Origin of the sequence: Frigoribacterium sp. MEB024 (assembly GCF_000878135.1) — a bacterium.
In the GTDB taxonomy this organism is placed as follows: domain Bacteria; phylum Actinomycetota; class Actinomycetes; order Actinomycetales; family Microbacteriaceae; genus Frigoribacterium.
In genome coordinates this window covers 1-16,306 of record NZ_JXQZ01000020.1, presented here as the reverse complement: position 1 = coordinate 16,306, position 16,306 = coordinate 1, and the positions used below count along the sequence as shown (strand labels likewise).

The 16,306-nt window shown below is 72.2% G+C and carries 16 protein-coding genes; 2 read left to right on the top strand and 14 right to left on the bottom strand.

Annotated elements, in window-relative coordinates:
• Nucleotides 1-56: 56 nt before the first annotated feature.
• Nucleotides 57-875, bottom strand: coding sequence for an SDR family oxidoreductase (locus SZ60_RS04865; RefSeq protein WP_200925478.1), 819 nt, complete (start codon nt 873-875; stop codon nt 57-59).
• 123 nt (nt 876-998) lie between these two features.
• Between SZ60_RS04865 and SZ60_RS04860 the strand changes: the two genes are divergently transcribed.
• Nucleotides 999-2,681, top strand: coding sequence for a long-chain-fatty-acid--CoA ligase (locus SZ60_RS04860; protein WP_043594178.1), 1,683 nt, complete (start codon nt 999-1,001; stop codon nt 2,679-2,681).
• Between the two features lie 97 nt (nt 2,682-2,778).
• On the opposite strand, the gene SZ60_RS04855 is transcribed toward SZ60_RS04860, so the two are convergent.
• From SZ60_RS04855 to SZ60_RS04835, 5 genes are all read right to left on the bottom strand, one after another.
• On the bottom strand, nt 2,779-3,234 hold the full coding sequence (locus SZ60_RS04855; protein WP_043594176.1) for an SRPBCC family protein: 456 nt from the start codon (nt 3,232-3,234) through the stop codon (nt 2,779-2,781).
• A 109-nt stretch (nt 3,235-3,343) separates the two neighbouring features.
• On the bottom strand, nt 3,344-4,807 hold the full coding sequence (locus SZ60_RS04850; RefSeq protein ID WP_043594175.1) for an NAD(P)/FAD-dependent oxidoreductase: 1,464 nt from the start codon (nt 4,805-4,807) through the stop codon (nt 3,344-3,346).
• On the bottom strand, nt 4,804-5,814 hold the full coding sequence (locus tag SZ60_RS04845) for an SDR family oxidoreductase (RefSeq protein ID WP_043594173.1): 1,011 nt from the start codon (nt 5,812-5,814) through the stop codon (nt 4,804-4,806). Before SZ60_RS04845 ends, SZ60_RS04850 begins: the two co-directional genes overlap by 4 nt.
• Nucleotides 5,815-5,904: 90 nt before the next feature.
• Nucleotides 5,905-6,789: a hypothetical protein gene (locus tag SZ60_RS04840; protein ID WP_369700690.1), complete on the bottom strand. Its 885-nt coding sequence runs from the start codon at nt 6,787-6,789 to the stop codon at nt 5,905-5,907.
• 43 nt (nt 6,790-6,832) lie between these two features.
• The gene (locus SZ60_RS04835) at nt 6,833-7,549 is read right to left on the bottom strand and encodes a DedA family protein (RefSeq protein WP_043594171.1); all 717 of its coding nucleotides are present in this window, start codon (nt 7,547-7,549) and stop codon (nt 6,833-6,835) included.
• 191 nt (nt 7,550-7,740) lie between these two features.
• Here SZ60_RS04835 and SZ60_RS04830 point away from each other — a divergent pair, with 191 nt between their 5' ends.
• Nucleotides 7,741-8,067: a hypothetical protein gene (locus SZ60_RS04830; protein WP_043594170.1), complete on the top strand. Its 327-nt coding sequence runs from the start codon at nt 7,741-7,743 to the stop codon at nt 8,065-8,067.
• 24 nt (nt 8,068-8,091) lie between these two features.
• Here the strand turns inward: SZ60_RS04830 and SZ60_RS04825 are convergent, their stop codons facing one another.
• The 8 genes from SZ60_RS04825 to SZ60_RS04790 form a co-directional block, all read right to left on the bottom strand.
• Nucleotides 8,092-8,508 carry a DUF3054 domain-containing protein gene (locus SZ60_RS04825; RefSeq protein ID WP_043594168.1) on the bottom strand — a complete coding sequence of 139 codons (417 nt, stop codon included), beginning with the start codon at nt 8,506-8,508 and terminating at the stop codon, nt 8,092-8,094.
• A gap of 52 nt (nt 8,509-8,560) precedes the next feature.
• Entirely contained in the window at nt 8,561-9,415 is an 855-nt protein-coding gene (locus SZ60_RS04820; RefSeq protein WP_043594166.1) for a hypothetical protein, read from the bottom strand.
• Nucleotides 9,416-9,516: 101 nt separating this feature from the next.
• Nucleotides 9,517-10,353: a DUF3097 domain-containing protein gene (locus tag SZ60_RS04815; protein ID WP_197073507.1), complete on the bottom strand. Its 837-nt coding sequence runs from the start codon at nt 10,351-10,353 to the stop codon at nt 9,517-9,519.
• The gene (locus SZ60_RS04810; RefSeq protein ID WP_043594165.1) at nt 10,346-11,143 is read right to left on the bottom strand and encodes a hypothetical protein; all 798 of its coding nucleotides are present in this window, start codon (nt 11,141-11,143) and stop codon (nt 10,346-10,348) included. The genes SZ60_RS04815 and SZ60_RS04810 overlap by 8 nt, the downstream gene beginning before the upstream one ends.
• A gap of 37 nt (nt 11,144-11,180) precedes the next feature.
• Nucleotides 11,181-12,680 carry an Asp-tRNA(Asn)/Glu-tRNA(Gln) amidotransferase subunit GatB gene (gene gatB / locus SZ60_RS04805; protein ID WP_043594163.1) on the bottom strand — a complete coding sequence of 500 codons (1,500 nt, stop codon included), beginning with the start codon at nt 12,678-12,680 and terminating at the stop codon, nt 11,181-11,183.
• Nucleotides 12,680-14,230 carry an Asp-tRNA(Asn)/Glu-tRNA(Gln) amidotransferase subunit GatA gene (gatA, locus tag SZ60_RS04800; RefSeq protein WP_043594162.1) on the bottom strand — a complete coding sequence of 517 codons (1,551 nt, stop codon included), beginning with the start codon at nt 14,228-14,230 and terminating at the stop codon, nt 12,680-12,682. The genes gatB and gatA overlap by 1 nt, the downstream gene beginning before the upstream one ends.
• A gap of 2 nt (nt 14,231-14,232) precedes the next feature.
• On the bottom strand, nt 14,233-14,532 hold the full coding sequence (gatC, locus tag SZ60_RS04795; RefSeq protein WP_043594160.1) for an Asp-tRNA(Asn)/Glu-tRNA(Gln) amidotransferase subunit GatC: 300 nt from the start codon (nt 14,530-14,532) through the stop codon (nt 14,233-14,235).
• A gap of 180 nt (nt 14,533-14,712) precedes the next feature.
• Nucleotides 14,713-16,101, bottom strand: a complete 1,389-nt coding sequence (locus SZ60_RS04790; RefSeq protein WP_197073506.1) for an alpha/beta hydrolase — start codon at nt 16,099-16,101, stop codon at nt 14,713-14,715.
• Nucleotides 16,102-16,306 lie beyond the last annotated feature (205 nt).

Below are 16,306 nucleotides of genomic sequence, written 5' to 3'. Positions count from 1 at the left end.
CCTCCTGCGTCCCGGGGAGGAGAGCAGGAGGCGCGGCGGGCGGGACGGCGCGGGCGTCAGTTCCCGTGCGCCTCGACCGAGACGGGCTGCCACTCGTTCCACGTCTTCAGACGCGACTCGTAGTCCTTCGTGGCGATCTCGAGCGGTGCCTTGCCGAAGAAGATGCGCAGCGGCGGCTCGTCGGCGTCGACGACGGTGAGGATCGCCGAGCGGGTGGCCGTGGGGTCACCGGGGTCGGCGGCCGAGGGACGCTTCGACGCGGCCTCGCGCACCTCGGCGTAGGCCTCGAGCTCGTCGCTGCGCGAGGCGGACGGACCGGACCAGTCGGTCGAGAAGCCGCCGGGCTCGACGAGGGTGACCTTGATGCCGAAGCCCGCGACCTCCTGGGCCAGCGACTGGCTGAAGCCCTCGAGGGCCCACTTCGAGGCGTGGTAGATGCCGACGGTCGGGAAGGCACTGATGCCACCGATGCTCGACACCTGGACGATGTGCCCGGAGCCCTGCTCGCGCATGATCGGCAGCGCGGCCTGCGACACCCAGAGGGCACCGAACAGGTTGGTCTCGAGCTGGGCGCGGGCCTCGTCCTCGGTGATCTCCTCGATCATGCCGAAGTGGCCGAAGCCGGCGTTGTTCACGACGACGTCCAGGCGGCCGAAGTGCTCGGCGGCCTTCTTCACCGCAGCGACGTCGGCCGCACGGTCGTTCACGTCGAGCTGGATGGGCAGGAAGGAGTCGCCGTACGCGTCCACGAGGGGCGCGACGTCGTCGATCCTGCGTGCGGTGCCCGCGACCTGGTCGCCGCGTTCGAGGGCCGCCTCGGCCCACTCGCGGCCGAAGCCCTTGGATGCACCGGTGATGAACCAGACCTTGCTCACGATGTGTCGTTCCTCTCTTCGTGATGTCATGGACCATGCTGCGCCGCGCCTCCTCGTCCGCGGTCAGGTTGCCAGGCGGCCCGGAGCCGACGGGGTACGCCCGGCGGTCGATAGAGTGGCCCGGTGACCACCGACAGCGCTCGTCCCTGGCTCGACTCCTACGCACCCGGCGTGCCGCACGACCTCGAACCGGTCGACGGCTCGCTGCTCGACCTCGTCGAGGCCTCCGCCGCGCGGTACCCGAAGGCGGTGGCGCTCGAGTTCTTCGGGGCGACGACCACCTATTCCGAGCTCGTCGACCAGATCGCGCGGGCGGCCGAGGGGCTGCGCAAGCTCGGGGTCGGCCACGGCGACACCGTCGCGATCGTGTTGCCGAACGGTCCGCAACACGTCGTCGCGTTCTACGCCGTGCTGCGTCTCGGCGCGATCGTCGTCGAGCACAACCCGCTCTACACGCCGCGCGAGCTGCGTCACCAGTTCGAGGACCACGGCGCCAAGGTGGCCATCGCCTGGAACAAGGTGGTCGAGACCATCCAGGCCTTCCCCGACGACGTGGCCGTCGAGCACCTCGTCTCGGTCGACGTCACCCGGGCGATGCCGTTCACCACGCGGGCCGCCCTGGCCCTGCCGATCAAGAAGGCCCGCCAGTCCCGTGAGCGCCTCACGACGACCGTGACGGGCACCACGCCGTGGGAGAAGGTCGTCGGCTCGTCCCGCATCAAGGCGAAGCACCCGCGACCGACCACCGACGACCTCGCGGTCATCCAGTACACGAGCGGCACCACGGGCGCGCCCAAGGGTGCCCAGCTGACGCACCACAACCTCCTGTCGAACGCCGCGCAGGCCCAGGCCTGGGTGCCGACGATCGAACGCGGCACCTGCGTCGTCTACGCGGTGCTCCCGATGTTCCACGCGTACGGCCTGACGCTCTGCCTCACCTTCGCGATGAGCATGGGGGCCCGACTCGTGCTCTTCCCGGCCTTCGACCCGGCGCTGGTGCTCAAGGTCATGAAGAAGCACCCGCCGACCTTCCTCCCCGCGGTCCCCCCGATCTACGCCCGCCTGCAGAAGGCCGCCGACGACGCCGGCGTCTCGTTGAAGGGCGTCGACGTCGCGATCTCGGGGGCCATGCCGCTCTCGGCCGACGTCGTCGAGCCGTGGGAGGCCGAGTCCGGCGGCTGGTTGGTCGAGGGCTACGGGCTCTCCGAGTGCTCGCCCGTCCTCATGGCCAACCCGGTGGGGCCGACGCGCCGGGCCGGCACGGTCGGCCTGCCCCTGCCGGGCACCGAGGTACGCGTCGTCGACCCCGAGAACCCCACGGTCGACGTGGCGGCCGGCGAACGCGGCGAGCTGATCGTCCGCGGACCGCAGGTGTTCAGCGGGTACTACCGCAAGCCGAAAGAATCGGGCGAGGTCTTCGTCGACGGCGACTGGTTCCGTACCGGCGACATCGTCACCATCGACGACGACGGGTTCGTCCGCATCGTCGACCGCATCAAAGAGCTGATCATCACGGGCGGGTTCAACGTCTCGCCGTCCGAGGTCGAAGAGGTCCTGACCCGGTTCGAGGGCGTCGCCGAAGCCGCGGTGGTGGGTCTGCCCACCCCCGGCGGCGAACAGGTGGCCGCCGCGATCGTCGTGAAGCCGGGCGCACACGTCGACGTCGCGGCCCTGCGCTCGTTCGCACGGAAGCACCTCACGCCGTACAAGGTGCCGCGGCGCATCGTCGTCGTCGACGACCTGCCCCGGTCGCTGATCGGCAAGGTCCTGCGCCGCAAGGTGCGCGACTCGCTCGCCGAGCGCTGAGACCGCACCCGCGCCTCCTCGACCGGACGACGGTCAGGAGGCGTGGGTCGCTCGCCTTCGATGCCGTCGGTCGGTCGGTCGGCCCGGGAGGCGCGGGTCAGCTGGGCGAGACGCGATCGTTGACGCGTCCCTCGGCCAACCAGGCCAGACGCTGCAGCGCCTCTCTGTTGCGCCAGTGCAGCGGAGGGTCCATCAGGGGTTTCGGCACCAGCCGACCGGGGCCCGCGACGGCGTACTCGGTCATCGTGACGACGCAGCCGCCCATGCGGTTGCGCACGTCGATCTCGACCCGGGCCTCGCCCATCGGCCAGCCCCTGGCGTGGAACACGGCCCGGACCGGAGGGTCCCACTCGAGGATGGTCGTCACGTCGTCGATGACCAGCGGCCAGACTCCGAACGAGTGGTGGACCCTGGCCTCGACGCTCGGCCAGGTCAGTTCGACCTCGCGGATGCGCGCCGACCCGACGACCCAGCTCGTGAAGAGCCACCCGTCGCTCAGCACGTCGAAGACGTCGTGGGGTGAGGCCTCGATGAAGCGGTGCGTGGTGCTCATCCGTCGATCCTGGCACGGTCCCCGCGCGCCGCGCACCCCCGTTGACGCGCCCCTGCCGCCGTGGATCAGATCGGGCGTCGGGCGCCTCCCCCGTCGGGAGTCGACCCGATCAGGAGTCGACGCCGAGGTACGGCAGCCGGTCGATGCCGAACTCGTGCTTCAGGGCGCTGCGCGCGGCGTAGGCGCCACCCAGCCCGTGCACAGAGGGGCCCGGCGGGGTCGAGGACGAGCACAGGTAGAGGCCCGGCGTCGGCGTGCGCCACGGTTCGGTCGACAGCGTCGGCCGTGCCGCCAGCTGCCAGACGCTCGGGGCCCCGGCGGCGATGTCGCCGCCGATGTAGTTGGGGTCGTGCGCTTCGAGGTCGACCGCCGTCCGGCTGTTCGTGGCGAGGATCGTGTCGCGGAATCCCGGTGCGAAGCGCTCGATGCCGGCGATGACGGTCTCGGTCTGGTCGACCGTGGACCCGCGCGGCACGTGCGTGTACGCCCACAGGGCTTGCTGACCGTCGGGGGCGCGCGTGCCGTCGACCACGCCCGCCTGGGCCACCAGGACGTACGGCGTGCGGGCGTGTCGACCCGAGGCGACGTCGTGCTCGCCCGAGGCGATCTCGGCCCGCGTCCCCCCGAGGTGCAGCGTGGGGCTGCGCCGGGCCTCGTCGTTCGCCCAGGGCACCGGCCCCGACAGCGCGAAGTCGACCTTGGCCGCCGCGTTCCCGTAGCGGAAGCGCCGCAGGGCGCGCTCGTACCGGTCGGGCAGACGACTGCCCGCGATGTCGGCCAGGGCCCGGGCGCTCGTGTCGAAGATCGTGGCCCTCGCCCTCGGCAGCTCGTCGATCGACGTGACGTCCACGCCCGTCGTGATGGTGCCTCCGTGGGCCAGGACGTCGTCGGCCATGGCGTCGACGATCGACTGGCTGCCACCGGTCGGCACCGGCCAGCCTCGGGCGTGCGCGTGGACGGCCAGGACGAGCCCGGCGGCCGAGGTCGACAGGCTCGGCATCGGGCGGATCGCGTGGGCCATGACCCCGGCGAGCATGGCCGGGGCCTCGTCACCCGAGAACCCGGCGTTCCACCAGGGGCCGCTCTGTGACAGGGCGGCCAGACCGAAGCGCGCGAGGGTCACCGGGTCGTCAGGCACCCGGACGAGCTCGCGCATCGTGAACTTCGCCATGCGGGGCTCGGTCTCGACGAGGCCCCGGAGGAGGCGCGCCCAGGCGGCCCCGTCGGCTCCGAGCCCGTCCGCCGTCCGGTCGAGGTCACGGTAGGCGATGCCCGCGCGCCCGCCGTCGAGCGGGTGGGCGTACGAGATGTCGGGGACCGTCAGCTCGATCCGGCGGTCGAGTTGGAACCGCCGGAAGAACCCCGAGGCGAGGGCCATGGGGTGCACGGCCGAACAGATGTCGTGGCGGAAGCCCGGCAGGGTCGCCTCCTGGGTGCGCGCTCCCCCACCGATCGTGTCGGCCCGTTCGACGACCTCGACGCGGAGACCGGCCCGAGCGAGCACCACGGCCGCCGCGAGACCGTTGGGCCCCGCGCCGACGACGACCGCGTCCACCTCGGGCGCGGCGCTCATGCCCGACGCCCGCGGGTCACCCGACCCACCACGGCGGCGGTGGCGGCCGCGGATGCTCCCACCACGGCCCCCACGGTCAGGGCGCGGTTCCGGGTGTACCAGACCTGCGGACTCGTGGTGCGCGCGCGGTCGCTGAAGATGCCGCGAGCCCCGTGGTCGCCGGCGGTGGGCTCGTAGAGGTTGTCGGGCAGCATGGGCTCGCTCTTGTCGGGAGCCTGCTGGCCGGAGTACCCGCTCTTGGCGAGGTAGACGTCGAGGAAGTTCGCGACGAACCGGTTGCCGAGCACCGTCATGACGGTGGGCTCGCCGAGCCAGGTCCGGCGACGCGGCTTGTCGGCGACGTCCGCGATCGCCCGCGCCCCGACCTCGGGTTCGAAGATGGGCGGCACGGGCTGGGGGTGCTCGGGCAGGGTCGAGCGCACCCAGTTGAACTGGATGGTGTTGAGGGCCGGCATGTCGACCGTGCTGATCCGCACCGAGCTCTTGTTGTGGATCAACTCGGTGGTCACCGACTCGGTGAACCCCTGGACGGCGTGCTTCGCGCCGCAGTACGAGGCCTGGAGCGGGATGCCCCGGTGGGCGAGCGCCGACCCCACCTGGATGACCTGACCGCGGTCACGGGGCACCATGCGCGACAGGGCCGCACGAGTGCCGTTGACGAAGCCGAAGTAGTTGACGGCCGTGGCCCGCTCGAAGTCGTCGGGGTCCGTCTCGAGGAACTCGCCGAACACACCGACCATCGCGTCGTTGACCCAGAGGTCGATCGGCCCGAGCTCGGCCTCGACGCGATCGGCGGCCGACTCGACCTGGGCACGATCCGCCACGTCGGTCGAGATTCCCAGTGCACGGCGACCGGCGGCCTCGACGTCGCGGACGGCACCGTCGAGTCCGTCCTGTCCCCGAGCGAGGATCGCGACGTCCCATCCGCGCGCGGCGAGCTCTCGGACGGTGGCCCGGCCGAGTCCGGCGGACCCCCCGGTGACGACGGCGGTTCTCGTGCTGGTCATGGTGCTCCCTCGGGCCTCTCGGCGGGTCGTGGATCGATCCCCGACGCTAGTCCGCGACCGGCGGTCCGTCCCGGGGGAGATGCCCAGGTGTCAGATGTCGAAGCCTCCGCCGAAGTCGCCTCCGCCGAAGTCCCCTCCCCCGAAGTCCCCGAAGCCCCCGCCGGAGTCGCCGGCCCCGTCGGCACCGAAGTCGCCGCCGCCGTCGCTCGCCGTCTCGGTGCCGGCGTCGGCACCGCCGTCCGCGCCGCCGTCGCCCTCGGAGCCCTGGTCGCCGCCGGCGGCGTCACCCGCGCCGCCGTCCGCCGTCGCCCCGGCGTCGGGCAGGAACGCGCTCATCAATGTCGACCCGATGACGTAACCGGCCACCGTGCCCAGGATCGACCCGCCGATGATCGAACCCATGCCGGGGCCCTGACGGAGGGGCTGGCCGTTCGGCCCGACCTGCTGCCGCCCGTCCGGGCCGCCGCCGAGGGTGCGCTCGAGGGTTCCGGGTCGTCGCAACTCGGACCGGGTGGCGGCCTGGGCGAGCGAGCCGGCGTCGTCGCCGCGCGGTGCCTCGCCGGGGCTCGACTCGGCCGTCAGTTGGTCGAAGACGAGACGGCGTTGTTCGGGGCTGAGCTTCGCGAACGCCTCGGCGTGCACCTGCTCGATGGTCTCGGGCGGGGCGGTCTTCAGCAGGTAGCGGTACCGCTCGACGGCGATCTCGTCGTCGCTGCGGGCCGGGCCGGCACCGGCCGACGAGGACGGGACCGGCGGCTGCTGGCCGTAGCCCTCCTGGCCGTACCCCTGCTGCGGGGCGGCGGGCTGCTCGTAGCTCTGCTGCCCGTACCGGTAGCCCTGCGGAGCGGAGGGCTGCTGCGGCTGGCCCTGCTGCGGCTCGCGGCCGAGGAGGCGGTCGAGGAATCCCATGGTGGTGTCCTGTCGGATCGTGTGCTCGGTGCCGCGCACGGGGCGCGACGTCGGTCTGGCCACCACGGTACGGATCGTTCCGGCCCGCCGCCTGGACGGTGACGGAGCGTCAGCCGCGAACGTCCTGATCGACGGCGTCACGCGACGCGTCGTCGACGCCGGCTCGCCGTCGGCGCACCGACCGGACGACCAGGAACACCACGACGCCCACGATCGCGGCGTACACGACGTAGTCGAGGTATTTCGCGTACCGGTCGATGAGCTCGTACTGGGTGCCGAGCGCGGCACCCAACCCGATCAAGAGCACGTTCCAGAGGCCGCTGCCCACGATCGTGAAGACCGAGAAGACCAGCAGGGGCATGCGCTCGGCGCCTGCGGGCAGCGAGATGAGGCTGCGCACGCCCGGGATGAACCGGCCGAAGAAGACCGCGGACCGCCCGTGGCGCTCGAACCAGCCGGCCGCCTTCTCGAAGTCGTGGCGGTCGACCAGCGGCAGCTTGGCCAGCCACCGGATGCTGCGGTCGAGACCGAGACCCGCCCCGAGCCCGTAGAGGACCAGCGCTCCCAGGTAGGCGCCGAGGGTGCTCAGCGCGATCAACAACACGATGTTCATCGACCCGGCGCCGGCCAGGAACCCGGCCAGCGGCAGGATGACCTCGCTGGGGATCGGCGGGAACACGGTCTCGACGAAGGTCAGCAGGGCGACGCCCCATTCACCGAGGGCGTCGATGACGCGCGCGGCGAACCCGACCAGGCCGTCGAGGTCGGCGACGACGTCCTGGCTCGAGGACGAGGAGGCGCGGAGGACGGGGGCTGTCGAGGTCATGGGTCCCAGGGGGTCGGTCGGGCGCTCGGGGGCGCAACGGATCGGCAGCCCCGAGTATGGCGGGGCAGCCTGCACGTCCGCCCACAACGCCCGGGTGGGCTGCGCCTGACGAGGAACACCGGATCGCTTGCTAGATTGACCTGTGTCGGCTTGGTTTCCGACGTCGGACACACTGGAGAAACAGGACCCCCATGGGATCGCTCATCTACGGAACCTCGGGCATCGAGGTCGAGTTCGAGGACCGCGTGCTCGAACACCTCCAGATCGTCATCGCCACCAAGCTGCGTCGCCGCGAGTCGTTCTTCTTCTCGTGGCGCGACACACAGAAGGTCGGTGACGGTCGGAGCAGCATCTGGCTGGACGCCGGCATCCCCCTGTACTTCAAGTACTCCGGCGGCCGGGTGCCATCGATCAACCGCGACTGGCTCACCGAGCTGACGGCCTCGTCGAACAGTTCGTCCGGCCTCGTGCTGACCGACGAACCGAGTCTCGACAACAGCACCAAGCGCCGCAGCTGACCAGGGTCGGGTGGCCGTCGAGCCTCAGCTCCGGCTGCCGCGCACCCGACGCACCAGGGCGACCACGGCCCGCCAGCCCACGAGGAACACGCCGAGCACCACGATCGTCACGACCACGAAGCTGAGCTGCACGCCCTGACCGGCGACCACCCGCAGCAGCACCCCGATCACGGCGGTCGAGACCCAGACGACCGCGCCCGACCGGACGGCCGACAGCGGCCAGCGGACCCCCGCCACGCTCACCCAGCCGACGACCGCGCCGACGACGAACGGCCACAGGGTGCCGAGCAGCCCGGGGAGGTCGAGGCCCTCGGCGTGACTGCGGCGCCCGATCGCGACGAAGGCCAGGACGGCGACGAGGTCGACGACGATCGGCCACCTGGCCTGGCCTGCGTCGCGTCGCCGGGTCGTGGTGGTCGCGGTCGGGGTGGGGCGGGTCATCTCGGGGTCCTCTCGTGGCATCGGCACCCGCAGTGGGTCGAACGGTGCCGGTTCAGCGGGACCGCGGCTGCTCGAGTGCGCGCGACAACTCTGCCAGGAGTTCGTCGACCTGCGGGGCCACGAGGCGGTCGATCGCCTCGGCGATGCGAGGGCGGTGCTGCACGAGGGCCAGGCACAGGCTCGTGCCCACGGCCTCCGCGTGGTCGCCGGCCAGGGTGATCTCGTGTCGCAGCGCGGCCTTGGCCTCGTCCGAGTACTCGGGTTCAGGCTCGGACTCGGCTCGCGGGGCGGGCTCGGGCTCGGGCTGGTGTTCCGATCGCGTCACGGGGTCAGGCGCGTCCGGCGGGAGCGCGTCGACCGGCGTCGCCGAGTCGGGCGGCAACAACCAGCCGTCGAGATCGTCGATGTCGAACGAGGCGGCCCCGACGTCGGGCTCGGTGATCGGCCCTGCGGGCTCGCCACCCGCGACGGAGGGGTCGGGCGGGACGAGACCGTCGTCCGGGGGCATCCCCGCGAGACCGGCGAGCGTGAAGAGGAACGGCTGCCCCGGTTCGGGCTCGGGGTCGAGGTCGAGGCCCTGGAACTCGGGGTCGAGACCCTGCTCGGGTCGGTAGCCCCGCGCCTCCTGGGCTTCGGCGAGTCGCAGCTCGCGCGTCACGAGAGGCAGGTTGCGGGCCGTGTACTCGTCGACGTCGTCGTCGACGATCTGCCGCATCCGGTTCAACAGCGCGTGCTGCACGGCGTGCGGCACGTCGTGGTCGAAACCGGCCGCCGTGGCCACGGGCGAGCCGAGGCACACCCGACAGGGTCGCGTGCGACCCCGGGCGGTGCCGATGTGCCACCGTGGCAGCCAGCGCAGCCAGGCGTCGACGGCCGAGCTGACGCGTCCCTCGATCTGCTCGGCCATGCCCTCGAATCTAGGGCGAAAAGCCGCCCGAGAGCCGACACGCCCGGGCGATTCCCGGGGATCGTGGTCCCGAACCGGCCTCGCGGGGCCGATGCGTGAGCTCAGCCCGACGTGACGAAGTCGATCAGCTCTTCGACCCGGCCGAGCACCGACGGTTCGAGGTCGGCGTAGCTGCGCACGCGCGACAGGATGTGCTGCCAGGCCCGGGCGATGTCGGCCTGGTCGTCGTGCGGCCAGCCCATCGCCTCGCAGACGCCGTGCTTCCACTCGACCGAGGGGGGCACGACGGGCCAGGCGTCGATGCCGAGGCGGCCCGGCTTCACGGCCTGCCACACGTCGACGAACGGGTGCCCGACGACGAGCACGTGGCGGCCCAGCGGACTGCGGGCGATGCCCTCGGCGACGCGGCTCTCTTTCGAGCCCGGGACGAGGTGGTCGACGAGCACGCCGACGCGTCGCTCGGGCCCCGGCCGGAAATCGCGCAGCACGTCGGCCAGGTGGTCGACGCCCTCGAGGTACTCGACGACGACGCCCTCGACCCGCAGGTCGGAGCCCCAGACCTTCTCGACCAACTCGGCGTCGTGTCGCCCCTCGACGAAGATGCGGCTCTGACGGGCGATCCGGGCCTTCGCCCCCTCGACGGCGAACGAGCCGGAGGCCGTGCGTGCTCGGCCCTGAGGTGCCGTTCGCGGTACCCGCAACGCGACGGGGGCGCCGTCGATGAGGAACGAACCGGCCAGGGGGAAGGCCCGCACCCGGCCCTTCCAGTCCTCGAGTTCGACGGTGCCGGCCTCGACGCGCACGATCGCCCCGGTGAAACCCGTCCGGACCTCTTCGACCACGAGGTCGCGGACGGCGTCGGTCGGCGTCGGCGCGGGCCTCGACGATCGCTTCCAGTCGCCGGCGAGCACGTCGGCACCGTACCGGTCGTCATCCACGGGGGCCTCCAGAGCGGGGTCGGGGTTGATAGGGGCGGGGCGGACCCTTGCGTGGACCGTCTCCGGTCGGTGTCGCGGGCCGTCCGGGTGCACGGCCCGGCCGGGGTGACGCAGCAGGAGGCGCGGTGCCGATCCGCGGGGTCTCGGACGGCGGACGGGCGCTCGCGCGCGGTGGACGTGCCGCCGACGGGCCGGACCGGAGGGTCTCGACGACCGGGGTCGACGGTCTGGACGCGACCCGCGCCTCCGGGTCGGACGCGGCCGCACGGGCCGCGACGCCCGGCGGGATCGGCGTGAACCCGGCGGTGAAGACCCAGACCAGACCGCCCAGGACGAAGAGCACGAACGCGGCCGACACGGCCGCCGGCAACCACCAGACGGTGAGAGGGCCGCTCTGCGAGACCGTCGCGACGACGAACAACGCGGCGAGGAACCACAAGGAGGCGCTGGTCGCCACGGCGAGGTACCGCGCGTACCGGCGCCTCATCTCGGCCCGGTTCGTCGGTTGCTTCCAGAACGCGGCATGCGGGACGAGCACGTGGCGGACGGGCGTCACCGCGAGGAACAGCGCCGAGACCAGCCAGGTCACGACGATGCCGACCACGAGGACGGCGCCGAGCAGGACGACGTCGCTGCGGCTGGCCGCGAACGCCGACCCACCGGTCTCGCTGAGGTGGACCATCACGACCCGGCCGGGCAGGACGCGCGAGGCGACGGCCAGCATCACGAGGACGCCGACGAGGGCGACCGCCACGGGCACGGCGGGGCGCAGACGCGCGACGAGGTTCATCGTGCGCCGCACCCTGCCGCGGCCGTGGTCACGTCGATCAGGCCTGCGCCCGCTCGAGCACCAGCTCGCGGACGCGCGCGGCGTCCGCCTGACCCTTCATGGCCTTCATGACGGCGCCGATGACGGCACCGGCCGCCTGCACCTTCCCGTCGCGGATCTTCGCGAGCACGTCGGGCTGACTGGCGAGGGCCTCGTCGATCGCCGCGATCAAGGCGCCGTCGTCGGAGACGACCTTGAGCCCGCGAGCCTCGACGACCTCGGACGGGCTGCCCTCGCCGGCGACGACGCCCTCGAGCACCTGACGGGCCAGTCGGTCGGTCAGGTCGCCGCTCTCGACGAGCGCGATGAGCTCGCTGACGTGCATCGGCGACACGAGGCTCGAGGCCTCGACACCCTGGGCGTTGGCGAGGCGGGCGATCTCGCCGGTCCACCACTTGCGTGCGGCCTGGGGCGAGGCACCGGCGGCGACGGTCTCGACGAGTTCGGTGAGCAGCCCCGAGTTCACGACGTCCTGGAACTCGAGGTCGGCGAAGCCCCACTCGGACTTGAGCCGGCGACGCTGGGCCACCGGCGCCTCGGGCAGGGCGAGGCGGAGTTCTTCGACGAGCTCGCGCGGAGGGACGACGGGCAGCAGGTCGGGCTCGGGGAAGTAGCGGTAGTCGTCGGCGTCGCTCTTCGGGCGGCCCGCCGAGGTGCGACCGGTGTCTTCGTGCCAGTGGCGCGTCTCTTGCGTGATGGTGCCGCCTGCGGCGAGGATCGCGGCCTGGCGCTGGATCTCGTAGCGGACCGCGCGCTCGACCGAGCGGAACGAGTTGACGTTCTTGGTCTCGGTGCGGGTGCCGAGCTTCTCTTGCCCGTGCGGACGCAGGGACACGTTCGCGTCGCAGCGCAGGTTGCCGCGCTCCATGCGGGCCTCGCTGACGCCCAGGGCCCGGACGATGTCGCGGATGGTCGAGACGTAGGCCGCTCCCAGCTCGGGGCCCTTGGCGCCGGCACCGATGATCGGCTTGGTGACGATCTCGACGAGCGGGATGCCCGCCCGGTTGTAGTCGACGAGCGAGTACTCGGCGCCCTGGATGCGACCGGTCGACCCACCGACGTGCGTCAGCTTGCCGGCGTCTTCTTCCATGTGGGCGCGCTCGATCGGGATGGCGAAGATCGTCCCGTCGGGCAGTTCGACCTCGACCTCGCCCTCGAACGCGATCGGTTCGTCGAATTGACTGACCTGGTAGTTCTTGGGGTTGTCGGGGTAGAAGTAGTTCTTCCGGGCGAAGCGCGAACTCTCGGCGATCGAGCAGCCCAGGGCCAGGCCGAGGCTGATCGAGTAGCGCACGGCCTGCTCGTTGACCACCGGCAGCGAGCCGGGCAGGCCCAGGTCGACCGGGGTGACGTTGGTGTTGGGCTCGCCGCCGAAGAAGTTCGGGGCGTCCGAGAACATCTTGGTCTTGGTCGCGAGCTCGACGTGCACCTCGAAGCCGAGGACGACCTCGAACTGCTCGAGAGCCTTCTCGTAGTCCATCAGGTCTGCCTTGGCCATCAGATGACTCCCTCGGTGGCGGCGGTCTGCTCGGTCGCGCTCAGGTCGGGCGCGCGCGAGATGAGCGTGTGGCCCCAGCCCTGCTCGAGCAACTGCTCGAGGGCGGCGCCGTAGGTGTAGAGGCGGGCGTCGCCGCGCGCGGGGGCCATGAACTGCAACCCCGTCGGCAGACCGTCTTCTTCGGCCAGGCCCATCGGGACCGTGATGCCGGGGATGCCGGCCAGGTTGGCGGGGATGGTCGTGATGTCGTTGAGGTACATCGCCAGCGGGTCGTCGATCTTCTCGCCGAGTCGGAACGCCGTGGTGGGCGCCGAGGGCGAGACGAGCACGTCGACCTGGTCGAACGCGGCCGCGAAGTCACGCTGCACGAGGGTACGCACCTTCTGTGCGCTGCCGTAGTAGGCGTCGTAGTAGCCGGCGCTCAGGGCGTAGGTGCCGAGGATGATGCGACGCTTCACCTCGGGGCCGAAGCCGGCCTCGCGCGTGGCGGCCATGACGTCTTCGACGGTGCCGCCGCCCGCGGGGACGACCCGCAGGCCGAAGCGCACCGAGTCGAACTTGGCGAGGTTGCTGGACGCCTCGGCCGGCAGGATCAGGTAGTAGGCGCTGATCGCGTGCTCGAAGCTGGGGGCCGAGATCTCGACGATCTCGGCACCGGCCGCGCTCATGAGCTCGAGGGCCTCGGCGAAGCGGGCCTTGACGCCGGCCTGGAAGCCCTCGCCGTTCAGTTCGCGGACGACGCCGACGCGGACGCCCGCCAGGGCGCCGCCGGCGAGACCGGTTCGGGCCGCCTCGGTGAACGACGGCCAGGCGTCGCGCAGCGAGGTGGAGTCGCGAGGGTCGTGCCCGGTGATGACGTCGTGCAGCATGGCGCTGTCGAGCACGGTGCGGCTGACGGGACCGACCTGGTCGAGCGAGCTGGCCAGGGCGATCGCGCCGTAGCGGCTGACCGACCCGTAGGTCGGCTTGACCCCGACGGTGCCGGTGACGGCGCCCGGCTGGCGGATGGAGCCGCCGGTGTCGCTGCCGAGGGCGAGGGGCGCCTCGAAGGCGGCGACGGCGGCCGCGGAGCCACCGCCCGACCCGCCGGGGATGCGGTCGAGCGACCACGGGTTGTGCGTGGGCCCGTAGGCCGAGAACTCGGTCGACGAGCCCATGGCGAACTCGTCCATGTTGGTCTTGCCGAGCGGGACGAGGTCGGCCGCGCGCAGCTTGGCGACGACGGTCGCGTCGTAGGGCGGCACCCAGCCCTCGAGGATCTTGCTGCCCGAGGTCGACGGCATGTCGATCGTGCACAGGACGTCCTTGATGGCGATCGGGACGCCGGCGAGCGGGCCGAGGGCCTCGCCCGCGGCACGACGACGGTCGACGTCGGCGGCCGTGCCGAGCGCGGCCGAGCTGACGTGCAGGAAGGCGTGGACGTCGCCGTCGACCGCCTCGATGCGGTCGAGGTGGGCGCGCGTGACGTCGACCGACGACACGTCGCCGGCGGCGAGGCGGGTCGACAGCTCGGCGGCCGACAGGTGGACGAGCGAGGTGGTGTCGGTCATGGCTACTGCTCTTCTCCCAGGATCGCGCTCACCCGGAAGCGCGAACCGTCGTGGTCGGGGGCGCCGGACAGCGCCTGCTCGGCCGTGAGCGTCTCGCCCACGACGTCGGGCCGGAACACGTTCTCGAGCGGGATGGGGTGGCTGGTCGCGGGGACGTCGTCGGTGGCGACCTCTCGGACCTTGGCGACGCTGTCGACGATGTGGCCGAGTTCGGCGGTCATCGTGTCGATCTCGGCCTCGGTGAGGGCGATGCGGGCGAGACCGGCGAGGTGCTGCACCTGCTCGCGCGTGATTTCGGACATGCTTCTCTCTCACGTGGTCGTGCGGGGGTACCGCGGCGGGGGTACCGGACGATTCTACGGGGCGGCACCGACGCCGGGGCCCCGGGTCCGCCGCGGGTCCCCCGGCCAGCGCGTGGCGGCCATGAACCGGAACCCCGTCCCCGCCCGGTGGCGTCACGCCCGTCGCGCCCGACGCGCACGTCAGTCGCGGAAGTACACGTCCTGGGGACGCACGAGCGTGAGCACCGGGGCCTCGGGGCCACCCCGGCCGGGGTCGCCGGCACGACCGTCGACGAGCACGCCGTGGCCCAGCCCGATCAGGGCCAGGCTGCGCATCGACTCGGTGCCGGCACGGAAGTAGTCGTTGTGGCCGAGGGCACCGGACAGGGGACGGCCCGTCACCGTGTCGGAGCCGCCGCCCATGTGCAGCACGACGGCACCGAAGGCCGCCGTGGCCGGGTCCGCCCCGAAGAAGCCGCTGCCCGCCACGGGGTCGAAGCTGCCGGCTGCCGCGTAGACGTCGGTTCCGCGGACGGCCAGGTCGCCCGCGTCGGGCACGACGCTGCCGGGCGACCCGAGCAGAACGAGCGAGTCCACCGCGACGCGTCCCGACGACAGGGCGATCGTCGCCGTCGTCGAACCGTACGAGTGCGCCATGACCGACACCCGCGGTTCGTCGTCCGCGCGAGCCGCGTCGAGCCCGGCGAGAGCGCCCTCGAGGTGGGCGGCCCCCCGCTGAGCCAGTCCGAGGTCGTAGAAGTTCGTCAGGTCGGGCGTCTGGTAGCCCATCCAGGCCACGACGGCGACGGTCGGCACGGGGCCCGGCCCGCTGCGTCCCAGCAACGTCGCCCAGGTGGCCTGCTCGTCGTGCAGGGCGCCGGCGGTGTTGGTCCAGTCGACGAGCTGGTCCGACACGGTGAAGAGCATGCCGGGCACGAGCAGGCTGACGTCGTCGGCCGTGTCGAGGTCGCCGACGGTGACGGCGGCGCGGCCGGGCAGGACCGTGTCGAGGGCGACGAGGTGCCGGTCGGCGGTCCCGGCGAAGGGCACGTCGTGGGTCGCCCCGTCGAGGGTCGCCCGCACCTGCTCGAGCATCGCGAGGCGCCGGAGATCGTCCGGTCGCTCGGCGTCCGAGCCGATCCGACCGGCGACGGCCGTGGTCGCGTACCGCAGGAACTGGCGGTTGGCGGTGTCGCGCACCGAGTACGGGACGCCCTCGAGGTTGCCCACGACGCCGGGCACGGCGTGCGCGAGCACCGTCCGTCGGTCGTCACCCAGGTCGGACCACCAGGCCGCCGCGTCGTCGGGCGGGACCTGTCCGCCGACCGCCGCCACGAGTGCCGCCGCGTCGTCACCGTCGGCGTCGAGCGACGCGGCGAAGCGTTCGACCCCGGCCGAGGAGGCGCGGGACAACTGGTCGAGGCAGGCCTCGGCCGAGAACGTGCTCGCCTCGACCCCGCGGCAGCCGTCGAGCTCGGGCACGGCCCGACCGTCCCGCACCGGAGCCGGCCCGGGCACGTCGTGGACGGACGCGTCGACGAGCGACACGGCGGCCGGGCGGTCGAGCGCCCGGACCGTCGCGGAGGTCACGGTCGGAGCATCGGCCACCCCGGCGAGGTGCACCGAAGCAGAGAGCATGGCTGTAGCGAGGAACAGCACGTCGGGTCTTCCCCCTCGTCACGTGCCTGTACCCCGGCTCCCTACTGCTGGAGAACGACACGTCCTCACACCTTAGGAAAGAAAAGCACCCCTGACCAGGGAAATCACGAATCAGGCGACCCCTCGTCCCCCACCT